Annotated in this window: 15 protein-coding genes; 12 read left to right on the plus strand and 3 right to left on the minus strand. The window is 67.6% G+C overall.

Annotated features, from left to right (window positions below; all coding sequences use genetic code 11):
- Positions 1-138: 138 nt before the first annotated feature.
- The 8 genes from FHY18_RS20055 (at position 139) to FHY18_RS20090 (ending at position 6,871) form a co-directional block, all read left to right on the plus strand.
- Complete coding sequence (locus FHY18_RS20055; protein ID WP_276577375.1) at positions 139-1,410, plus strand: allantoate amidohydrolase; 1,272 nt, start codon at positions 139-141, stop codon at positions 1,408-1,410.
- On the plus strand, positions 1,400-2,656 hold the full coding sequence (locus tag FHY18_RS20060) for an alanine--glyoxylate aminotransferase family protein (protein ID WP_259159421.1): 1,257 nt from the start codon (positions 1,400-1,402) through the stop codon (positions 2,654-2,656). The genes FHY18_RS20055 and FHY18_RS20060 overlap by 11 nt, the downstream gene beginning before the upstream one ends.
- Positions 2,653-3,543, plus strand: coding sequence for an allantoinase PuuE (puuE, locus tag FHY18_RS20065; protein WP_259159422.1), 891 nt, complete (start codon positions 2,653-2,655; stop codon positions 3,541-3,543). The genes FHY18_RS20060 and puuE overlap by 4 nt, the downstream gene beginning before the upstream one ends.
- Positions 3,540-3,935, plus strand: a complete 396-nt coding sequence (gene hpxZ / locus FHY18_RS20070) for an oxalurate catabolism protein HpxZ (RefSeq protein ID WP_259159423.1) — start codon at positions 3,540-3,542, stop codon at positions 3,933-3,935. The genes puuE and hpxZ overlap by 4 nt, the downstream gene beginning before the upstream one ends.
- Positions 3,932-4,423, plus strand: a complete 492-nt coding sequence (gene uraD, locus FHY18_RS20075; RefSeq protein WP_259159424.1) for a 2-oxo-4-hydroxy-4-carboxy-5-ureidoimidazoline decarboxylase — start codon at positions 3,932-3,934, stop codon at positions 4,421-4,423. The genes hpxZ and uraD overlap by 4 nt, the downstream gene beginning before the upstream one ends.
- Entirely contained in the window at positions 4,420-5,841 is a 1,422-nt protein-coding gene (gene hpyO, locus FHY18_RS20080) for an FAD-dependent urate hydroxylase HpyO (RefSeq protein ID WP_259159425.1), read from the plus strand. The genes uraD and hpyO overlap by 4 nt, the downstream gene beginning before the upstream one ends.
- A complete protein-coding gene (gene uraH / locus FHY18_RS20085; RefSeq protein ID WP_259159426.1) occupies positions 5,838-6,170 on the plus strand; it encodes a hydroxyisourate hydrolase in 333 nt (110 codons plus the stop codon). Before hpyO ends, uraH begins: the two co-directional genes overlap by 4 nt.
- 227 nt (positions 6,171-6,397) lie before the next feature.
- A complete protein-coding gene (locus FHY18_RS20090; RefSeq protein ID WP_259159427.1) occupies positions 6,398-6,871 on the plus strand; it encodes a DUF1456 family protein in 474 nt (157 codons plus the stop codon).
- Positions 6,872-7,529: 658 nt separating this feature from the next.
- Here the strand turns inward: FHY18_RS20090 and FHY18_RS20095 are convergent.
- Positions 7,530-9,647 carry a methyl-accepting chemotaxis protein gene (locus tag FHY18_RS20095; RefSeq protein ID WP_276577376.1) on the minus strand — a complete coding sequence of 706 codons (2,118 nt, stop codon included), beginning with the start codon at positions 9,645-9,647 and terminating at the stop codon, positions 7,530-7,532.
- Positions 9,648-9,953: 306 nt separating this feature from the next.
- Between FHY18_RS20095 and hrpB the strand changes: the two genes are divergently transcribed.
- Complete coding sequence (gene hrpB / locus FHY18_RS20100; protein ID WP_259159429.1) at positions 9,954-12,455, plus strand: ATP-dependent helicase HrpB; 2,502 nt, start codon at positions 9,954-9,956, stop codon at positions 12,453-12,455.
- Between the two features lie 304 nt (positions 12,456-12,759).
- Positions 12,760-13,191: a hypothetical protein gene (locus tag FHY18_RS20105; RefSeq protein WP_259159431.1), complete on the plus strand. Its 432-nt coding sequence runs from the start codon at positions 12,760-12,762 to the stop codon at positions 13,189-13,191.
- Between the two features lie 384 nt (positions 13,192-13,575).
- Here the strand turns inward: FHY18_RS20105 and FHY18_RS20110 are convergent, their stop codons facing one another.
- Together FHY18_RS20110 and FHY18_RS20115 are read right to left on the minus strand one after the other, a co-directional pair.
- Positions 13,576-14,151, minus strand: a complete 576-nt coding sequence (locus FHY18_RS20110; protein ID WP_259159433.1) for a pseudouridine synthase — start codon at positions 14,149-14,151, stop codon at positions 13,576-13,578.
- Between the two features lie 318 nt (positions 14,152-14,469).
- Complete coding sequence (locus tag FHY18_RS20115) at positions 14,470-15,324, minus strand: methyltransferase (RefSeq protein ID WP_259159692.1); 855 nt, start codon at positions 15,322-15,324, stop codon at positions 14,470-14,472.
- Positions 15,325-15,557: 233 nt separating this feature from the next.
- Here FHY18_RS20115 and FHY18_RS20120 point away from each other — a divergent pair, with 233 nt between their 5' ends.
- Complete coding sequence (locus tag FHY18_RS20120; RefSeq protein ID WP_259159694.1) at positions 15,558-16,526, plus strand: aldo/keto reductase; 969 nt, start codon at positions 15,558-15,560, stop codon at positions 16,524-16,526.
- Between the two features lie 105 nt (positions 16,527-16,631).
- Complete coding sequence (locus FHY18_RS20125) at positions 16,632-17,660, plus strand: NADP-dependent oxidoreductase (protein ID WP_259159434.1); 1,029 nt, start codon at positions 16,632-16,634, stop codon at positions 17,658-17,660.
- The last annotated feature ends 56 nt before the right edge of the window (positions 17,661-17,716 follow it).

The raw sequence follows: 17,716 nt of genomic DNA on the forward strand, positions 1-17,716 counted from the left end.
CCACGACCTCGTTCGGGCGCTCCATCGCCCGGCGATGCCTCGCCCTTTCTCCACCGCCTGCGGAGGCTCCATGCATCAGTCGCTATCGCATCGCGGTCCGTACAGTGCCGATGGATCGGCGCACCCGCTTGGCGCCCTATGCTGAGCATGCAACGCAGCGCCTCGTCCGACGGTGCCGGCGCACGCGCGGTGGCGCGCTGCGATGCATTGGGCGTGGCGCCCTATAGCGACACCCCGGGCGGACTGTTCCGCGCCTGGCTCAGCCCGGCGCACCGCGCCGCCATCGCGCAGGTCAGCGAGTGGATGCGCCAGGCCGGCATGCAGGTGCGTCTGGACGCGGCGGCAAACCTGATCGGCCGCTACGACGGCACCCATGCCGACGCACCGGCGCTGCTGATCGGCAGCCATCTGGACAGCGTGCGCGATGCCGGCCGCTACGACGGCCCGCTCGGCATCCTGCTCGGTATCGAATGCGTGGCCGCACTGCAGGCGCAAGCGCGGCGCTTGCCATTCGCCATCGAAGTCATCGCCTTCGGCGACGAAGAAGGGTCGCGCTTTTCCGCCTCCATGTTCTGCAGCCGCGCGGTGGCCGGCACGCTCGACCCGACCACGTTGGCGGTGACCGACGCCGCCGGCATCGACGTCGCCAGCGCGCTGGCAGACTGGGATCTGGACATCGCGCAGATCCAGCGCGCCGCGCGCGCCCCGGGCAGCGTGCTGGCGTATCTGGAGACCCATATCGAACAAGGCCCGGTGCTCGAGGCAGCAGGCCTGCCGGTGGGCATCGTCACCGCGATCGCCGCGCAACGCCGGTTTGCGCTGCGCTTCGACGGCCGCGCGGGGCATGCCGGCACCACCACGATGGCGCTGCGTCGCGATGCCCTGAGTGCAGCGGCCGAAGCGTTGCTGGCGATCGAGCGCATCGCACGCGATGGCAGCGACGATCTGGTCGCCACCGTCGGCAAGCTGCAGCTCGCACCCGGCGCCGTCAACGTGGTGCCCGGCCGCGTGGACTGCACGCTGGATGTGCGCGCCGGCGATGACGCCACCCGCGACGCCGCCGTGCGTGCCATCGAACACGCACTGGCGCGCATCGGTGCGGCACGTGGCATCGCCATCGCCATCGACCCGCTGCAGGCCCTCGCCGCCAGCCCGTGCGCGGCGGCGCTGATGACCCGGCTCGAACACGCTGTCACTGCGCAGGGCATCGCCCCCCGGCGGCTGGTCTCCGGCGCCGGTCACGATGCGATGACCATGGCCGCGCTCTGCCCGACCGCGATGCTGTTCGTGCGCTGCGCCGGCGGCATCAGCCATCATCCGGACGAACACGTCGACCCGGGCGATGCCGAGGTCGCCCTGGCGGTCATGCGCCACTTCATCGAACACCTGGGAGCGCCCCTTGTCACCTGATCTGCGTCACCTGCACACCTTCGCCGAACTCGATCCTCCACAGCGCCTGTTGATGGGGCCGGGCCCGGTCAATGCGCATCCGCGCGTGCTGCGCGCGATGGCGGCCGATCTGCTGGGACAGTTCGACCCGGAAATGACCACCTACATGAACGAGGTGATGGCGCTCTACCGGCCCTTGTTCGGCACCGAGAATCGCTGGACGTTTCTGGTCGACGGCACTGCGCGTGCCGGCATCGAAGCGGCGCTGGTGTCGCTGGTGCAACCGGGCGACCGCGTGCTGGTGATCAACTTCGGCCGCTTCGGCCTGTTGCTCACCGAAATCCTGCAGCGCCTCGGCGCCGACGTGCACAGCGTGGATGCGCCATGGGGGCAGGTGGTACCGCTGGCAGCCATTGCCGAGGCGATCGAACGGGTGGCGCCCAAGCTGGTGGCCACCGTGCACGGCGACACCTCCACCACCATGGCGCAGCCGCTCGATGGCCTGGGCGCGCTGTGCCGCACGGCCGGCGCGCTGAGTTACGTGGATGCCACCGCCACCATCGGCGGCATGGAGATCGCCAGCGATCGCTGGGACGTGGACGTGGTGACCGGCGGCCTGCAGAAATGCCTGGGCGGGCCGTCCGGATCTGCACCGATCACCGTCTCCAACGCGGCAGCCGAGGCGATCTTCGCGCGCCGCCATGTCGAACGCGGCATCGTGCGCGATGACATCGTCAATGGCCGCGGGCCGCGCATCGCTTCGAATTATTTCGACCTGGCGATGATCATGGATTACTGGTCGGACAAGCGCCTCAACCACCACACCGAGGCCACCACCATGCTATACGGCGCCCGCGAATGCGCACGCGTGGCGCTGCAGGAAGGCCTGCACGCACGCTTCGCGCGCCACGCCGCCGCCGGCCGTGCGGTGAGCGCCGGCGTCACCGCGATGGGCCTGGAGGTGTTTGGCGACGCAGCGCATCGCATGACCAATGTCACCGGCGTGGTGATCCCTGCAGGAATCGACAACGACGCCGTGCGTCGGCGCATGCGCGAGGATTTCGAGATCGAGATCGGCACCGCTTTCGGCCCGCTGCAAGGCAGGATCTGGCGTATCGGCGCGATGGGCTACAACGCGATGAAGCACAAGGTACTGATCACCCTGGCCGCGCTGGAAGCGGTGCTGCGCGCCGAGGGCTACACCTGCACACCAGGCCTGGCGGTGGAAGCCGCCCTGGCCGCCTGGCATGCGGAGCCGGCTGCATGAGCGCGATGCGCGATCTGGTCGGCTACGGCGCCACACCGCCGCCTGCGCAGTGGCCCGGTGGTGCGCGCATCGCGGTGCAGTTCGTCATCAATTACGAAGAAGGCGCGGAAAACTGCGTACTCAACGGCGATGCCGGCTCGGAAGCCTTCCTGTCGGAAATGGTCGGCGCACAAGCGCAGCCCGGCGCACGCGCCATCGCCATGGAAAGCCTGTACGAGTACGGCAGCCGCGCCGGGTTCTGGCGGCTGCATCGGCTGTTCGCCGCACGCGCGGTGCCGGTGACCGTGTTCGGCGTTGCGAACGCGCTTGCCGCCAATCCAGAAGCAGTGGCCGCGATGCAGGCCGCCGACTGGGAAATCGCCAGCCACGGGCTGCGCTGGATCGACTATCAACACATCGACGAGGCCACCGAGCGCGCGCATATCGCGCAGGCCATCGCCTTGCACACACGCGTTACCGGCAGCCGCCCACTGGGCTGGTACCAGGGCCGCACCAGCCCCAACACCGCACGGCTGATCGCCGAAGAAGGCGGCTTTGTCTACGACGCCGACAGCTATGCCGACGATGTGCCGTATTACGACGCCCGCCACGGCCGCACGCAGTTGATCGTGCCTTACACGCTGGATGCCAACGACATGAAATTCGTCGCCTATAACGGCTTTGCCGATGGCGAGCCGTTCTTTCGCTATCTGCGCGACAGCTTCGAGCAGCTGCGCAGCGAAGGTGGGCGCATGCTGTCGATCGGCCTGCACGGGCGCATCGTCGGCAAGCCGGCGCGCGCCGCAGCCCTGGCGCGTTTTGTCGATCACGTGCTGGCCAGCGGCGATGCCTGGATTGCGCGCCGTATCGACATTGCGCAGCATTGGCTGCAGGTGCATCCGGCATGAGCATCGACACCGCCGACATCGACCTGCCCGAGGTGATCGCGCAAGTGACCGCCGCCTTCCATGCCTACGAACAGGCCCTGATGGACGACGACATCGCCGCGATGGATGCGCTGTTCCACCCCGCACCCAGCACGGTGCGCTACGGCGTGGGCGAGGTGCTGTACGGCATCGATGCGATCCGCGCGTTTCGCATCGGCCGCGGCGGCTCGCCACAGCGCCAGCTCGCACATGTGGAAGTGCATGGCTTCGGCCACGACTTCGCCACCACGCACGCAGAATTCGTCCGCGTAGGCAGCAGCGCGCGCGGCCGCCAGAGCCAGAGCTGGGTGCGCTTTGCCGACGGCTGGAAAGTGGTGGCCGCGCACGTCTCGCTGCAGGGCACCCACGCATGAGCGTGACCGACGATCCGGTGCTGGACGATGCTGCCTTCGTGGCGCGCTACCGCGAGCTGTTCGAGCATTCGCCGTGGGTGGTCGAACGCGCTGCGAGGCGGCGCCCGTTCGCCGATGTGTACCGCGGGCTGATGCAGGTGGTGTTCGACGCGTCGCAGGAAGACCAGCTTGCGTTGATCCGCGCACATCCGGAGCTGGCCGGCAAGGCGGCGATCGACCGCACGCTCACCGCCGCGTCGGCTGCCGAGCAGGCATCGGCAGGTCTGGACCGGTTGAGCGAGGACGAATTCAAGCGCTTCCATGCGCTCAACCGGGCCTATCGCCAGCGCTTCGGTTTTCCGTTCGTGATCTGCGTACGGCTGCACGACAAGGCCGGCATCCTGGCCGCGCTGGAGCGCCGCCTGGATGCCGCGCGCGATGCCGAGATCGCCACCGCTCTCGCCGAGATCGGCAAGATCGTCCACCTGCGCCTGGAGGCACTGCCATGAGCCTGGCCCAACTCGAACGCGAGCTCGCCCGCGACCTGCAGCATCTGGCCCATGGCGGCGAGGCCTGGGTGCAACCGCGCGTGCATCCTGCAGGGCACGTGTACGACGTGGTGATCGTCGGCGCCGGCCAGAGCGGCCTGGGCGCGGCATTCGCGCTGCAACGCGAGCGCGTGCACAACGTCCTGGTCATCGACGAAAACCCCGCCGGGCAGGAAGGCCCGTGGGTGACGTACGCACGCATGCAGACGCTGCGCACGCCCAAGCAGATCACCTCGATCGACCTGGGCGTGCCCTCGCTGACCTTCCGTGCCTGGTGGGAGGCGCAACACGGCAGCGCCGCCTGGGATGCGCTGGACAAGATTCCGCGCGGCAGCTGGATGGACTATCTGCGCTGGTACCGCGCGGCGCTGCGGCTGCCGGTACGCAACGCCACGCAGCTGGCGCGCGTCGAACCCGACATCGCGCCCGGCATCCACCGTTTGCATCTGACGATGGGCGCGCCGCTGCTGACGCGCAAGCTGATCCTGGCCACCGGCATCCAGGGCGGTGGCCAGTGGGTGGTGCCGGAGTGGATCGGCCGTGCCCTGCCCACCCACCGCTACGCACACACCTCCAGCCACATCGACTTTGCCGCATTGGCCGGCAAGCGTGTGGGCATCCTGGGCGGCGGCGCTTCAGCGTTCGACAACGCCTGTTTCGCGCTGGACCAAGGTGTCGCCAGTGCCGAGGTGTTCGTGCGTCGCAGCGAGTTGCCGCGTATCAACCCGTTCCGCCACATGGAGCAGGCCGGCATCATTCCGCGGTTCCTGACCCTGCCCGATGCAGACAAGTACCGGATGATGGCCAGCTTCTTCGCACACAACCAACCGCCCACCAACGACACCTTCCAGCGCGCCTGCGCCCATGCCGGCTTTGCGCTGCATCTGGGCGCGCCGTGGCTGGAGGTGGCCGAGCGCGATGGCGCGGTGGTGGTACGCACCCCGCACGGCGAACACCGCTTCGATTTCCTTGCCATCGCCACCGGCCTGGTCACCGACCCGCAGCTGCGCCCGGAACTGGCCGCACTGTCCGGGCGCATCGCCTGCTGGGCCGACCGCTACCAGCCACCACCGGGACAGGCCAATGCGGTGCTGGATGCGCATCCCTACCTGGGGCCGGGCTTCGAGCTGCTGCCGCGCACGCCCGACGACGCCGCACTGCTGCACGGCGTGTTCGCCTTCAACTATTCCGCGTTGATCAACCACGGCCCCTCGGCGGCGGCGCTGTCCGGGCTCAAGGTGGCGTTGCCACGGCTGGCGCGCGCGGTAGCGGACCAACTGTTTCTGGACGACCGCCAGGCCATCGTCGATAGCTATCTGGCTTACGACCAACCCGAATTCGTCGGCCAGTGGCCGCAACCGACCCGGGCGGTGGCATGAGCACGCTGTCCACCCACGTGCTGGACACCGCGCTGGGCCGCCCGGCGGGCGGCGTGCCGCTGCGCCTGTTCGCCGGCGACACGCTACGCCTGGAAGCGGTCACCAACCACGACGGGCGCTGCCCGGCGCTGGCGGCCCTGGTCCTGTCGCCGGGCCGCTACCGGCTGGAATTCGATGTCGCCGGCTACTGGCGCGCCATCGGTACCGCGCTGGCCGACCCGCCGTTCCTGGAACAGGTACCCATCGCCTTCGGCATCGCCGACGACGGCCACTACCACGTGCCGCTGCTGCTCTCGCCCTATGGGTATTCCACCTACCGCGGCAGCTGAGCCCAGGCATGCCGGGGCCAGGCGGCCCGACCGCAAACAATCCTGCAGCGGGGCGCTAGCCCAGCCCGCGCTGTCCGCCGCGCAGCCTCCACCGTGGCCGCTGCAGCCAGCGCTGTCGTAGATACGGTCGCCATCGGAGGCGCGGCCGGTGTCAGCACACGCCCGACTTCTGCTCGCGCCCGTAGAATGGCCGCTTTCCGGCACCGCGCCGGGGCCCCGGAATTGCCATGATCCACAACGATGTACTGCGCAGCATCCGCTACATGCTCGACCTCAGCGACGACAAGGTAGTGGAGATCACCCACCTGGCCGACCCGGAGTTCGCGCTCGACAAGCCGCAGGTACAGGCCTGGCTGAAGAAGGAAGACGAGCCCGGTTTCGAGCCCTGCACCGATGCGATGCTGGCGCGCTTTCTCGACGGCCTGGTACTGCGCTTCCGCGGCCGCGACGACAGCCAGCCGGCACGCCCGCTGGAAGCGCGCGTCGGCAACAACCTGGTCCTGAAGAAACTGCGCGTGGCCTTCGAACTGAAGGACGTGGACATGCATGCCATCTTCGCCGGCGCCGGTTTCCCGCTGTCCAAGCCGGAGCTGTCGGCGCTGTTCCGCCAGCCCGGCCACAAGAACTTCCGCCCCTGCGGGGACCAGTTGCTGCGCGCCTTCCTCAAAGGGCTGACTGCCCGGGTGCGCGAAGCGGGTTGATGTCTGGGTGGTGAGATTGGTCTGATCCGGTCGTCTGCCGCGTGTCACGAGCATCGCCTGGCGTGCGCAATTTGAAGTCCTTCAACAACGGCGGAGTAGTGCGGAACAGCCGGCCCTGCTCCTGTCTGTTATCCCGCTGTCATCGCAACCAGTTGGACAACACGGATAGATCAGTTGCAGAGCGGCTGATCTGCGGTTTGGCTGCAGGGCCCTTGCCCGCCCACCATCGCGGGACACGCCGCAAGTACGTCCCTGTAGGCTCTTACGCGGCATCCATGCCGCGTAAGGTCCCGCGACGGTGGGCGGGCAAGGACCAGTCGAGATGGTCGGTGTGCATAGTGCAAGCAATGCAGGACGTTCTTCTGGTTGGCTAGCTATCGTGTCGTTCTGCGACCCGCACCGGCAAGCCCACGCAACTTGCGAGACGCTCAGCTTTTTACCCGGCGACCGACTAACTCTCTGGCGCGGTGCCCTCGCCGATTGCGGGACCGTGTGGCGGCATGGATGCCGCCACCGAGCCTACAAGGACGTACTTGCGGCGTGTCCTGCGAGCGGTGAGGGCACCGCGCCCTCGACCAACCAGCGACCAACTTGACGTTTGACCTAGCTTTTGGCTGCATCTAAACGCATGGCGTGCATCTTTACTCGTGGTCCTGTCTCACGCCGCAACCGCCAACCGCGGCCGGCGTGCATCCAGGCGGAACACCGACACCGCCTCGCTCAGCTCCGCCGCCTGTTCTTCCATCGCACGTGCGGCCGCCGAGGCTTCTTCCACCAGCGCGGCATTGCGCTGGGTGGTCTCGTCCATGTCGTTGACGGTACGCGCCACCTGCTCGATGCCCGACGACTGCTCGCGCGAAGCGGCGGAAATCTCGGCGATCAACGTGGTGACCTGCTGCACCGATTGCACGATGTCCTGCATCGTGCGCCCGGCCTGATCCACGCGTGCGCTCCCGCGCGCCACGCTCTCCACCGACGCATCGATCAACTGCTTGACCTCCTTGGCCGCCCCGGCCGAGCGCTGCGCCAGCGCGCGCACCTCGGAGGCCACCACCGCAAAGCCGCGGCCCTGTTCGCCGGCGCGCGCCGCTTCTACTGCCGCATTCAACGCAAGGATATTGGTCTGGAACGCAATGCCGTCGATGACGCTGATGATCTCGGCGATCTTCTTCGACGACACTTCGATCTCGCCCATGGTATCGACCACGCTGGCGACCACCTCGCCACCACGCCCGGCGATGTCGGCAGCGGCCTGTGCACCACGGCTGGCCTGCTGCGCGGTGTCGGCGTTCTGCCGCACGGTGGAGGTGAGCTCTTCCATCGAGGCGGCGGTTTCTTCCAGATTGGCAGCTTGTTGTTCGGTGCGTTGCGCCAGATCGCTGTTGCCGGCGGCGATTTCTGCCGAGGCGGTGCGAATGGTCTGCGCGGCCAGGGTGATATCGCCAACGATATCGGTCAGGCGCTGCACGGTGGCGTTGGCATCGTCGCGCATGCGCGCAAACACGCCCTGCTGGTTGCCGTGCATGCGCGCGGTCAGATCGCCATCGGCAATAGCCTTGAGCAGCTGCGACAACTCGGCCAGATTCTGGTCCACGTTCTGCATCAGGCCATTGAGGCCCTCGACCATGCCGCGGAATTCGAATTTATAGGCATCGGCATTGCCGCGGGTGGCGAAGTCGCCGGCAGCGGCGGCATCCACCAAACCACGGATCTCGCCGTTGATGGCGGCCAGGTTGCGCTTGGTGGTGTCCATCGCATCGGTGATCTGGGCCTTTTCGCCCGGCAGGCGCGGCATGTCCACCGACATGTCGCCCACCGCGTAATGCTGCATGACCTGCAACATCGTGCCGATCAGGCCCACCTGCGCGCCGATTAATCCGTTGGTGTCATCGACCATGCGGCCGTAAGCACCCGGAAAGGCCTGCGCATCCATGCGGTAGCTCATCTGCCCGGCTTCGTGGCGCTGCGCCATGTCCGCCTGCGCGCTGGAGACATCGGTGAGCGTATTGACCACCTGCCCCATCGCCTGGCCGAGCAGGCCGATCTCGTCGCGATTGCTGACCGCAGCGTGCGCGGACAGATCGCCGGCCGCCACCAGGCGTGCCGCACGCGCAACGTTTTCGATGGGGCGCACGATCGAGCGCCGGATCCACCACCCCAACACCGCCACCAGACAGAGCGCGGCAGCAATGGTGGCCAGTGCCGAATACACCAGCATGCGCTGCGCCGATTGCGAACTTGCAAGGACGGCGGCATCGGCCAACGCCTTGCTGCGCGCGACCAGTGCCTCCAGCGTGTGGCTGGGTGCGCGGTCCTTGCCCTTGACCAGCTGGTCGCCCACCTGGGTGTCGTAGCCGGACGCGGCGAACTTGCCCAACGCCGCTTCGTAGCTGGTCTGCAGTTCCAGATGCGCCTTGGCGAAGTCCTGCGCCAACGCACGCGCCTGCGGATCGGCCAGCGCACCCGCCAACGTCCTGACACTGGCCTGCACGCTCTTGCCTTTGTCGCGGAAGGCGGTCAGATGCTTGTCGAGCAGTGCGGGGTCGCGGCCACGGATCAGCACGTTCTTCCATTCCTGCACCTGCAGGCGGAAATCGCGGGTGAGTTCTTCGCTGGCCGAGGCCTGCGCCACTTCCACCGGCACCTTGCCGGACAGGCTCAGCCAGGCAGAGCCCAGACCGCCAAGTGCGCATAACAGGATGATCGACAGACCAAGCGCAAGGGCGCCCAGCAGCTTGCTTTGCAGACTGACAAAACGCGGGGATGGGGTGGACATGATCAATCCGGTGACGGGTTCATCCGGGTTATCGACGCCAGCCATGCACTCTGAAGCATGCAAGCCTCCTGCATTTGCCCTCGTCCGACCCGCTGCGCGGCGGCCGAGCGGACGCTACCGGATCCGCCGGGTGACGCACACCCCCGGGCACGCGCAGCTCTCGGTTGGCAGCGCGTCCCGACCAGCAAGCACCGCCGGCAATCCCGGCTGGTGCGTCGCCAACGGACCCGGCGCCATTCCCCGACAGGCTTCACCTCCCTTCCCGACCATCGCACCGGCGCGAGCAGGCCCGTATCCTTGCCGCGCATGACTGAGCCTGTCTTCCCCATCGCCCCACTGTTACCGCAGATCCGCGACAGCCTCGCCGCCCATCCGCGGCTGGTGCTCGAAGCCCCGCCCGGCGCCGGCAAGACCACCCAGGTGCCGCTGGCACTGCTGGATGCGCCCTGGCTGGCCGGTCGCAGCATCGTGATGCTGGAACCGCGCCGGGTGGCCGCGCGCAGCGCTGCGCTGTTCATGGCGCGCCAGTTGGGCGAGCCGGTCGGCGAGACGGTGGGCTACCGCATCCGCTTCGAAAACAAGACCTCGGCGCGCACCCGGATCGAAGTGGTCACCGAAGGCATCCTGACCCGCATGATCCAGGACGACCCGATGCTGGAACGCGTGGGCGCGCTGCTGTTCGACGAGTTTCACGAACGCCATCTGGCCGGCGATCTGGGCCTGGCATTGGCGCTGGACGTGCAGGCGCAGGTGCGCGATGACCTGCGCATCGTGGCGATGTCGGCCACGCTCGATGGCGAGCGGCTGGCCGGCTTTCTGGATGCGCCGCGCCTGAGCAGTGCCGGGCGCAGTTTTCCGGTGGAGATCGCGCATTTCCCCGCGCGCCGCGACGAAGCGCTGGAACCGCAGACGCGGCGTGCGGTGGAGCATGCCCTGCTCACCCATCCCGGCGATGTGCTGGTGTTCCTGCCCGGCCAGCGCGAGATCGCGCGGGTGCAAGCCGCCTTGCTCGATGTCCTGGACCCGACCATCCAGGTGCTGCCCTTGCACGGCGAGTTGTCGGTGGACGCGCAGAGCCAGGTGCTGCAGCCGGATGCGCAGGGCCGCCGCCGCGTGGTGCTGGCCACCAACGTGGCCGAATCGTCGGTGACCTTGCCCGGCGTGCGCGTGGTGATCGACAGCGGCCAGGCGCGCGAACCGCACTACGATCCCAACAGCGGCTTTTCACGGTTGGATGTGGCCACCATCGCGCAGGCGTCGGCCGACCAGCGTGCCGGCCGCGCCGGCCGCGTGGCCAGCGGCTGGGCATACCGGCTATGGCCGCAATCGCAGCGGCTGGAACCGCAACGGCGCGCGGAGATCACCCAGGTGGAACTGGCTGGCCTGGCGCTGGAGCTGGCGGCCTGGGGCAGCGATGCGCTGCGCTTTGTCGACGACCCGCCCACCGGCGCGCTGGCGGCCGCACGCGAATTACTGCAACGGCTGGGCGCGCTCAGCGACAGCGGCGGCATCACCGCGCTGGGCCGCCGCATGCTGGCGCTGGGCACGCATCCGCGTCTGGCGGCGATGCTTGCGCAGGCCGGCGAGGCAACGCGCCTGGCCCTGGCCTGCGATCTGGCCGCACTGCTGGAGGCGCGCGATCCGCTGCGCCAGGGCGGCGATGGCCTGGCCGCGCGCTGGCGTGCCCTGGCCGCATTCCGCCAGGGCCGCAGCGCGCCCGACGCCAACCGCGGCGGCCTGGCTGCCATCGATAGCGCCGCCAAACAATGGCGACGCCGGCTGCGCTGCGACTGCGCCCCGCCCACGAGCGTGGAGGCGCACGCGCTGGGCGACCTGCTCGCGCATGCCTTCCCCGACCGCATCGCCGCACGCCACCCGGCCGACCCGTTGCGCTACCTGCTCGCCAATGGCCGCAGCGCGCGTCTGTTCGACCACAGCGACCTGCGCGGCGAACCCTGGCTGGTCGCCAGCGAGCTGCGCTACGAAGCCAAGGATGCGTTGCTGTTGCGGGCAGCTCCGGTGGACGAGGCCTATCTGCGCCGCAGCCTGCCAGAGCGCTTCGTGCAGCAGGACGTGGTGCAGTGGGACGCCGACAAGCGCGCCCTGGTCGCGCGCCGGCAATCCAGCTTCGACCGCATCGTGCTCGACAGCCGCCCCGCCGGCCGCGTCGACCCCGCGCAGGCGGCCGGCGCACTGACCGAGGCAGTGCGCCAACTCGGCCTGGACGCCCTGCCCTGGACCGAGACCTTGCAGCAATGGCGCGCCCGTGTGCTGTCGCTGCGGGTGTGGATGCCGGAGCTGGAGCTACCCGATCTCTCCGATGCCGCGCTGCTCGCCTCCTTGGATGCCTGGCTGCGTCCGGCCTTCGCCGGCAAGACCCGGCTCGACGCGCTGGACGAATCCAGCCTGGGCGAAGCGCTCAAGGGCGCGCTGCCGTGGGAGCGCCGCCAGGCCATCGACCGCCATGCCCCCACCCGCATCAACGTGCCGTCGGGCATGGAGCGGCAGATCAGCTACGCACTCGACCACGCCCAGCAACCGCTGCCGCCGGTCCTGGCGGTCAAGCTGCAGGAACTGTTCGGTCTGGCCGAAACCCCGCGTATCGCCGACGGCCGCATTCCGCTGACCCTGCACCTGCTCTCGCCCGGCGGCCGCCCGCTGCAGGTCACGCAGGATCTGAAAAGTTTCTGGGTCAATACCTACCCTGACGTCAAAAAAGAGATGAAGGGGCGGTATCCCAGACATCCGTGGCCCGACGACCCCTGGACTGCGATGGCAACCCATCGGGCAAAACCTCGTGGCACCTAGAAGACTCCCGGCCCGCGGCGGCGGTGAAGCACGACAGCGATTCAACGGCTGCTGCGGCGCGCTTCGCTCGTACCCTCATCCGCCCTTCGGGCACCCTTCTCCCGGCGGGAGAAGGGTGACTTACACGCGCATCGAATCTGTTTTACCGCTACCCATCTGTTTTACCGCTGCCCGGACTCCCACGCATAAAGCGCGGCGCAATACTCCTTAACCGCAACCCAAACGAGCCCTGCCACCGCTAACACCGTCTATACGCATCAGCCTACACACTGCGGTCCACGTACTCAGAAAGGAAACGCCTCCAATGAGCAAGCTGACTGTGATCACCGAACGCGCCCTGGAGCGTGCCCTGGAACTGGCCGGCACTGCCGGTGACCAACTGCGTCATGCCGCGTCCAGTGCGGGCGACCAGGCACGTAGCGCCGGCAGCAGCCTGCGTCATTTCGGTCCGGGCGCCAGCGAGTGGCTGAAGACCGGCGTGGCACTGGGCGCCGTGCGCAGCGGCGGCAAGGCGGCCAGCAAGCTGGTCAAGCGCAACCCGGCCATCACCGTGGCGGCGGCCGTCGCCGGCCTGGGCCTGATCGGCTATGCGGTGTACCGCAAGCGCCAGCGCGATCAGCAGGTGCTCGGCGGCAATGTGCACCGTCTGGATCGCGAACACGCCAGCAATGCCAATGCACGCCGTGCTGCCTACCAGCGGCGCGCTGCAGTGACCCCGAGCGACGGCGTCGAATAAGACGACGGCTCCGCCAACAGGCGGGTTGTAGTACACGCCACGACGCCACGGCCTTCCGCCGTGGCGTTGTCGTTTGTGGGCAGGCAGTACACATCGCTGCATGGCATTGAGCCGCACGGCAACGCATTGCGTTGCCAGATCGCTACGCCGCTGTCGCGCAGCCAATAGAACCACTGCGCCGACCACCTGGCAGGCATGGCCGATGCTCGGCACGCAGGGCTCAACCATACAAACCGGCTCCGGGTACGCCATCCACACCCAGCCGAGAGCGGCTCGCTGCGTTTTGCCAGCGGCCCTTTCAAAGATGCATGCAACCGCCGCAGTTCGATCGCATCGCCGACGCTTGCATCATTGCGCCATCGACCTGATCGCCATAACGCAGCGCTATCTGCGCATACCGCGTCCCGGTCGTGGGCGCGACGTGTCATCCGCACGCCATTGGCCGGGCGCAAGCCCATCCACGCTCCAGTCGCCGATCGCCACCCGCACCAGACGCAAGGTCGGCAGACCGACCGACGCCGTCATCCGGCGCACCTGACGATTGCGGCCTTCGCTGATCTGCAGTTCCAGCCAGGCATCGGGCACGGTCTTGCGCACACGCACCGGAGGATTGCGCGGCCACAGCGCGGGCGCAGGGTCGAGCGTGCGCACCGTTGCCGGCCGGGTCGGGCCATCGTTGAGCAGCACGCCATCGCGCAGCGCCTGCAGCTGTGCCTCCTGCGGCTCGCCTTCCACCTGCACCCAGTACGTCTTGGGCTGCTTGTGCCGCGGGTCGGTGAGCCGATGCGCCAATGCACCATCGTCGGTGAGCAACAACAACCCTTCGCTGTCGTGATCCAGGCGGCCCGCCGCGTACACGTCCGGCGGCAGGCCGAACTCGGCCAACGTGCGCTTGGGCGGCTGCGAGCGGTCGCTGAATTGCGACAGCACGCCATAGGGTTTGTTCAACAGCACCAACATGGACGGACCTGTGACAGGGAGAGCGCTGCGCGGCGACCGCCGCGCGTGGCTGTGCAGCGTAGCCAGGATGCCTGCAGCCCGCCATGCAATGACGGGCCTGCGGCATCGCACGAAAACAACGGGCCGCTTGGGTATGCAGATCACAGCATGGTCAGCGGCAACGTCTGCCACGCATCGCGCACTGGTGTTGAAGCGCGCGTAAACCCTGCGTTGCATGCTTGCGCCGCCTGACATGCATCCAACTGCGCGGTGCTTGAAAGGCATACACGCACAACCGCTGCATGCCGGCCGCGGCTGCGCCGGCATGCAGACACACGCTTACTGCTTGACGAACTTCAACGTCATGCGGTCGCTCTCGCCGATGGCCTTGTACTTGGCATCGTCGGCCGCGTCATGGCTGTTGCTCGGCGGCAACGTCCACACCCCGCCCGGGTAGTCCTTGGTGTCGCGCGGGTTGGCGTTGAGCTCGCTCTTGCCGGCCAGCTTGAAGCCGGCCGCTTCGGCCATCGCGATCACCTGCGCCTGGCCGACATAGCCGCTCTTGTCGTCGGCCGGCACGTCGGTCTTGGCGCGGTGTTCGACCACGCCCAGCACGCCGCCGGGCTTGAGCACCTTGTAGAAGCCGGCAAACATCGCCTCGGCATTGCCGGCCATGCGCCAGTTGTGCACGTTACGGAAGGTCAGCACCAGGTCGGCCGAGTTGTCCACGCCGAACGACGGCGACTTGGGCACATAGGACACGAACGACGGCTTGCCATATATCTCGGGCTTGGCCTGCAATTTCTTTTCCAGCTCGTCGCGCGCACGCTGGGCGTAATCGCGGCTACGGCCTTCGGGTGCCGATACCGGGTCGACCACCGCTGCCACGTACTTGCCCTTCTGGCGCAGATACGGCGCCAGGATTTCCGAATACCAGCCGCCGCCGGGCGTGATTTCGATGACGGTCTGGGTCGGCTTGATGCCGAAGAACGCCAGCGTCTGGCCGGGGTGGCGGTACTGGTCGCGCTGCACGTACACGCGGTCGCGCCAGGTGCCGTTGATGGCCGCCTGCAGCGCCGCATCGGGCGCCGGCAGGCTTGCGCTGTCGGCCGGCTTCATCGCCATCGCCAGCGGCGCACTCATCGCCACCATGACACTCATCACACACGCACAGGCCAGCTTGTTGCGGATCATCGCAGCGCCCTCTTCCGGGTAAAAGTAGCGCGAGCCTAGCATGCGGCCCGGGGCCTGCCATGTGCCCGAATCGCGGCGCTCAGCCCTGGTTCGCATCGCCGTGCAGCATCCAGATGTTCATATCCTGTGAGCCGATGGACACGATCGACGGAACGCTGAATCCACATCGATGTCACACGCATGATCGGTGCGCATGACTATCCTGTCGGCAGTTCGAATCAGGAGCTTCCATGATGACTCACCCCCGCGCACTGGGCCGCTCCGGCCTGCAGGTTCAACCGATCGTCTTCGGCGGCAATGTCTTCGGCTGGAGCGCCGACGAGGCGACCTCCTTCGCCTTGCTGGATGCGTTCGTCGATGCCGGCTTCAATCTGATCGACACCGCCGATGCGTATTCGGGTTGGGTGCCGGGCAATCGCGGCGGCGAGTCGGAAACCATCATCGGAAGTTGGCTTGCCCGCAGCGGCAAGCGCGACAAGGTGCTGATCGCCACCAAGGTCGCCAAGTGGAGCGAGCATCCCGGCCTGTCGCCGGAGAACATCGCAGCGGCGGTGGAAGATTCGCTGTCCCGTCTGCAGACCGATGTCATCGATCTGTACCAGGCGCACGAAGACGACGAGTCCATTCCGCTGGAAGCCACGCTGGCTGCGTTCGGCCGCCTGATCGAACAAGGCAAGGTGCGTGCGATCGGCGCCTCCAATTACAGCGCTGCACGCCTGCGCGATGCGCTGGATATTTCCGAGCAGTACGCGCTGCCGCGCTACGAAAGCCTGCAACCCGAATACAACCTCTACGACCGCACCGGCTTTGAGGCCGAACTGGAACCGCTGGTACGCGAACGCGGCCTGGGCGTGATCAGTTACTACTCGCTGGCCAGCGGCTTTCTGACCGGCAAGTACCGCAGCGCCGACGATGCCGGCAAGAGCAGCGCGCGCGGCGCCTCGGTGGTGAAGCAGTACGTCAACCCGCGTGGGCTGCGCATCTTGCAGGCATTGGACGATCTGGCCGCGACCCACAACGCCACGCCGGCGCAGATCGCGCTGGCCTGGTTGATCGCACGCCCCAGCCTCACCGCGCCGATCGTCAGCGCCACCAGCGTGACCCAGCTGCACGACGTGCTGGCTGCCGCGCAGCTGTCGCTGAGCGACGCGCAGATTGCGCAACTCGATGGTGCGAGCGCGCCGGAGCCGGCCGCAGCGTAACGCCGCAGCAGCGCAGCAGCGATCCATTCCCTCATTCGCGCAGCCACTGCGGTGGCTGTGTTCCCTCGGCCGCGCACGCGCGGCTCCCCTGCGAGGATCTTCCGCATGATATCGATCACCAACCGCCGCATCGTGCTGGCATCGCGCCCGTATGGCGAACCCAACGCGGACAACTTCCGTATCGAAGAAGCCCCCTTGCCGCCCACTGGACACGAGCAGATTCTGGTGCGCAACCGTTTCCTTTCGCTGGACCCGTACATGCGCGGTCGCATGGACGACGGCCCGTCGTATGCGGCGCCCGTGGCGATCGATGCGGTGATGGAAGGCGGCACCATCGGCGAAGTGGTGCAGTCGCATCATGCCGACTATCAGCCCGGCGACCTGCTGGTGCTGCACGGCGGCTGGCAGACCTACAGCCTGATCACCCCGACGACGCCGCTACGCAAATTGCCCAAGGACGACAGCCTGCCGCTGAGCACTGCGCTCGGGGTCTACGGCATGCCCGGCTTTACCGCCTATGCCGGCCTGCATGAGATCGGCAAGCCGCAGCCCGGCGAAACGCTGGTGGTGGCAGCGGCCAGCGGGCCGGTTGGCGCGACGGTGGCGCAGTTGGCGCGTCTGCAAGGCTTGCGCGTGGTGGCCATCGCCGGTGGCGAAGAAAAGGTGCGCTACCTGCGCGAATCGTTGAAGGTGGATGTGGCACTGGATCATCGTGCCGACGACTTTGCCGCGCAGTTGCGCGCCGCCACACCCGACGGCATCGATATCTATTTCGAAAATGTCGGCGGCAAGGTATTCGATGCGGTGCTGCCGCAACTCAACGACTTTGCGCGCATTCCGGTCTGCGGCGTGATCGCGACCTACAACAGCCGTGGCCAGGCACTGCCCGGGCCCGATCGCCTGCCGGACTTCATGGGCCAGGTATTGCGCAAGCGGCTGACCGTGCGCGGCTTCATCCAGCACGATTTCATCCGCTTGATGCCGGCGTTTCTGCGCGAAATGGGCCAGTGGCTGCGCGAGGACCGCATCCAGTATCGCGAGCATGTGCTGCACGGGCTCGATGCCGCACCGCAGGGGCTGATCAGCCTGTTGCGCGGCGAAAACTTCGGCAAGGCCGTCGTCGCACTCGACTGACCAATTCGCAGCGCTCCATCGGCTCTTACGATTCCCCATTCCCCATTCCCAAAAGG

The organism is Xanthomonas sp. 3793, from assembly GCF_024806835.1.
GTDB lineage: Bacteria > Pseudomonadota > Gammaproteobacteria > Xanthomonadales > Xanthomonadaceae > Xanthomonas > Xanthomonas arboricola_F.